Annotated in this window: 3 protein-coding genes; 2 read left to right on the forward strand and 1 reads right to left on the reverse strand. The window is 42.2% G+C overall.

All coding sequences use genetic code 11. From position 1 onward, the window contains the following. The first annotated feature begins 359 nt into the window (after positions 1-359). Both T357_RS0118180 and T357_RS0118185 read left to right on the forward strand, forming a co-directional pair. Positions 360-659, forward strand: coding sequence for an ATP-dependent Clp protease adaptor ClpS (locus tag T357_RS0118180; RefSeq protein WP_031555777.1), 300 nt, complete (start codon positions 360-362; stop codon positions 657-659). 63 nt (positions 660-722) lie between these two features. Further along, positions 723-2954, forward strand: coding sequence for an AAA family ATPase (locus tag T357_RS0118185; protein WP_031555779.1), 2232 nt, complete (start codon positions 723-725; stop codon positions 2952-2954). Between the two features lie 250 nt (positions 2955-3204). Here the strand turns inward: T357_RS0118185 and T357_RS0118190 are convergent, their stop codons facing one another. Beyond that, positions 3205-4200 carry a LacI family DNA-binding transcriptional regulator gene (locus tag T357_RS0118190; protein WP_031555781.1) on the reverse strand — a complete coding sequence of 332 codons (996 nt, stop codon included), beginning with the start codon at positions 4198-4200 and terminating at the stop codon, positions 3205-3207. Positions 4201-4795 lie beyond the last annotated feature (595 nt).

Raw genomic sequence — 4795 nt, forward strand, 5'->3', positions numbered from 1 at the left:
CAGCCATCAGGTGAGGCACACGCAAGACTTAAGGAGACACTTGTACAGAGAGGTATCTTCACAAGCGGCCTTATGAGAAAGCCTGTACTTCCTCTTAACCAGGAAGAGAAGGACTGGATCGCTCAGGGTATCAAGAACAGCGGTCTTGAGAAGGTTGATATGTCTAAGTTTGCTTAATCTCTTAAGTTATCCAGATTTATCCATAAAGAACCACGGGATATGTGAATTCATGTCCCGTGGTTTTTGTTATATAATAATGTGAGAGATACAAAAAATGTGTAGCTTTGGTGAATGTCTTCGGATCCTAAGCGAGACATGGTAAAATCAGAAAATATTATAATGACAGAAAAGGTGGTTAAATGGCTACGCAGGCAGCGATACAGGAACGAACAAATATCAAGCTTCGTGAACCAAGAAAATATAATGTGATCATGCATAACGATGACTTCACCACGATGGAATTTGTGGTTGAGATTCTCGTTGAGATATTTAACAAGAACGAGATTGAAGCAGAGTCACTTATGATGACTGTTCATAAGGGAGGTAAAGCAGTTGTAGGCTGTTATCCGTATGATATAGCGGTGTCCAAGGTCAATGCTGCCAAAATACGTGCAAAGAGTGCCGGTTTTCCATTCAAGATGACAGTTGAGGAAGCCTGACTTACATATATTTGAAGTGCGCGGTTTTGGCCGTGTGAGGCTTGATAAAGAAAGGATATTTCAATGAATGTAACGGAAGAGCTTGCGGCAATTATAAATAACTCTTATACAACAGCCCTAAAGATGCATTACGAATATGTCACTCCAGAACTGGTACTGCTGGAGATATGTTCTCATGATGATTTCAGACTTGCTTTCGGAAATTGCGGGGGAGATGTAAAGGAACTGGAACAGGAGCTGGTGAACTATCTTGAAGGCTTCGTGGATAAAAAAGAAAAAGGCGGACCTGAAATGTCGGCCGGTATGGAGATGGCATTTACAATAGCCCATAATCAGGCAGTAAACAGTGGCAGGTCAGTAGTGGAGCTCAGTCATTTTCTGCATGCCATTTTTAATCTAAAAGAGAGCTATGCCGCATATTACATGAACAAACAGGGAGTTGACGAAGTGTCTCTGCTGGAGGAGCTTCTTTCTGTCTATGAAGATGAGGATGCGCCTTTGATTTCCGGGGAGAATGCAAGTTCGGGAGATAAGAAAGAGGAAGAACCTTTGTCTGATTTTGCACCTTGCATAAATGACATGCTTCAGAATGTGAATCCTCTCATAGGAAGAGAAGAGGAGCTGGAAAGAACCATTCAGATCCTCTGCCGAAAAGACAAGAACAATCCCCTTCATGTGGGAGAACCGGGAGTCGGCAAGACTGCCATCACCTATGGACTTGCCGAACGTATAAATCAGGATAATGTTCCGGCCCCATTAAAGGGTGCGAGAATATATTCATTGGATCTCGGAAGCCTGCTTGCGGGAACCAAGTATCGCGGAGATTTCGAAAAACGTCTTAAAAAGATACTTTCCCGTATAGAAAAAGAAGATAATCCTATCATTTATATCGATGAGATACATAATCTTTTAGGAGCCGGTGCCACCGGTGAGGGCAGCTTTGATGCTGCCAATATCCTGAAGCCGTACCTTGCGGCAGGAAAGATACGCTTCATCGGAGCTACCACATTTGAAGAATATAAAAAGCATTTTGAGAAAAGCAAGAGCCTGGTGAGAAGATTTCAGAATGTGGAGATCAGAGAACCGGGCATAGAGGAGTCCATAAAGATACTTGAAGGACTCAGAAAAAAATACGAAAAGTTTCATGGAGTAGTATACGGAAAGGGCGTACTTGAATATGCGGTCAGAATGAGCGCCCGGTATATCAATGAAAGATTCCTTCCGGATAAGGCCATTGACCTTATCGATGAAGCGGGAGCCTACAGAAAGATCCATCCATTGGAGCAGAAGAGACAGACCGTCGGAAAGGAACTTATAAATGAAGTTCTCACAAAGATCTGCAGAGTTCCCATAAAGGCTGCCGAAACCGATGAGCTTTCAAGTCTTGCATCTTTGGAGGACAGGATTCTGTCACAGGTTTACGGTCAGAATGAGGCTATAAAACAGGTGGTTAATGCGGTCAAATTTTCAAAAGCCGGCATGATAGAAGAGACTAAGCCTCTGGCGAGTCTTCTGTTCGTAGGTCCTACCGGTGTCGGAAAGACTGAAATAGCAAAGACGCTTGCAAAGGAACTGGGCATTTCTCTTGTTCGGTTCGATATGAGTGAATACGAAGAAAAACATTCTGTGGCAAAGCTGGTGGGTGCTCCCGCAGGTTATGTGGGATATGAAGAGGGCGGACTTTTGACAGAGGAGATCCGTAAAAATCCGAATTGTGTATTGCTGCTGGATGAGATCGAAAAGGCTCATCCGGATGTGTTTAATATACTCCTTCAAGTCATGGATTATGCCACATTGACCGATAACCAGGGAAGAAAGGCAGATTTCAGGAATGTCATCATAATCATGACCTCCAACGCCGGAGCCACAAGACTCGGTAAGGCAGGCATTGGCTTCCTTGCCAAGGACGGTACCAAAGATACGCTCATGGAAGAGGTCAAAAAGACATTTCAGCCGGAATTCCGTAACAGACTGAGCCAGATAGTGGTGTTCAACAGCATGGATGAGACCATGGCAGAGCTTATAGCCGGAAAGAAGCTATCTGAACTTAGTTCAATGCTTAAGGCGAAGAAGGTTGAACTGAGCTATACGGAAGAGGCTGTTCAGCTCCTGAAGAAAAAGGGAATAAGCAGGGAATACGGTGCAAGAGAGATTGACAGAGTTATAGGAAATGAAGTCAAGACCCTTCTGGTGGATGAGATTCTTTTTGGAAGATTGAAGAAGGGCGGAAAGTGTGAGCTTGACGCAAAGGACGAAAAATTCAATGTACGCTTTGCTTCTAAAAGAAAAACCTGAGATAAAAATCCGGGTGAAAGACCTAAAAGAGACTTAAGACGAAATAAAGCGAAAACAGGAAAAAAAGAATGGGAATCTTCGGTCAAAGAAGGTTCCCGTTCTTTTATTTATCTGTAGGTTATCTTTCGGCTGTCCGTATGTGACGGTTCTTGTCGGCGAGAACCGTCACTGTTGGATATAATATGCTTTCCTTTGATTGATTAGCCTTTTTAAAGGAATCATATAAATTTGTGCGAAACAATTTGCTGCATTACATGGTTGACTCCCTTTCCTCCAGTCTGGCGGAAAGAGTGAGATGCTGGACGGAAGGCTTTTGGTCTTTGGGAGCCTCTATGGCTCTGATGAGCATCAGGGCTGCCTGAGAACCGATCTCTTCTTCCGGAAGTTCGAAGGCTGTTAGTGAGGTTTCAAGCATACTTCCTACTTCGGTTCCTGTCATACTCATAACCTTGATTTGTTCAGGTACGGAAATCTTACGCTCTTTCAAGGCTCTCAAAGCACCCATGGCCTGGGCGTCACCTGCCATCAGAACAGCATCAATATCATCATATTTATCTAAAAGATCTAAGGTGCATTCATAACCATAAAAAATATCCTGCAATAAGGACTCTTTGGAAATGGCTATTTCCTCAAGACCTAATTCTGAAAGGGCACGTTTGTATCCTGTGTATCTTTCCATATATGGAGCAAGAGGAATGGAAGCGTTGATTATGGCGATTCTCCTGCAGCCTTTTTCATATAGATGATATACAGCTTTGTATCCTATCTCAGTGTAGTTGACATCAACGCAGCTTATGTTGGGGTCAAAGCATCTGACAAACTGTACAACGGGAATTTCTGTATTGATGTCCCGTATCAGACGCTTGTTGCTCCCGGTAGATGCGATGATCATGCCATCAATAAAACTGTTTCTTAATTTGTTAAGACTTTCTTTTTCTATTACACCGTCATTTCCGGTGTTTACCATTATGACAGCGTAACCCTTTGCCTGGGCTTCTTTTTCTACTCCGAAGGCGACATGTGAAAAAATGGAGTAGTTGATCTTGGGAATGACTATAGCTATGGTATTGAGTTTTCCGTGTCTTAAGCCTCTTGCCAGAACATTGGGTTTGTAGCTAAGTTCCTTCACAGCAGCCATGACTCTGGCTTTGGTATCCGGGTGGACATATGAACTGTTATTAAGGGCTCTTGAAACAGTTGAAACATCAACGTGCGCCAGAGCCGCAACATCTTTAAGGGTGGCCATATTGATTACCTCATATATAAATGTATATTTCCAATCGATTGCTTCTGACATAAGGATGACAGATATGATTGGTTATTTGTGGATAAACAAATTTTCTAAATACAATGATACAAGAGTATACAAACGATTGCAATTGGAATATGAGATAAAAATATGCACAAAGCGATCGCCAAACGAACATATAAATATACACAATTACAACTACACAAAACTGGAAAAAAACTACAATTCATACAATTTATTGCAGCCTATATGCAACAAATTGCAGTCAAGACCGAAAATATTGCATAAGTTTTTCACGGATGATATAAATATCACATAATAAAACAAACGATTGCAGACAGCGAAGGCGCCTTGCTGATGTAGTTAAAGATTAAATTCACTATCAAATTCGTGTAAAAATAAGGAGAAAAACAATCATGGCTAAGGTTAAGAATTTCAAAACAATATTCCCTGCAGTATCAGTACCACTTAATGACGACTACTCAATCAACGAGCAGGAGTTCAGAGTATACCTTCGTTGGATCAAGAGCTTCTATGACAAGGGAATCCAGGGTCTTGTATGTAACGGCCACACAGGAGAGATCACAGGCCT

The sequence above is a fragment of the Oribacterium sp. FC2011 genome (assembly GCF_000701645.1).
GTDB lineage: Bacteria > Bacillota > Clostridia > Lachnospirales > Lachnospiraceae > Oribacterium.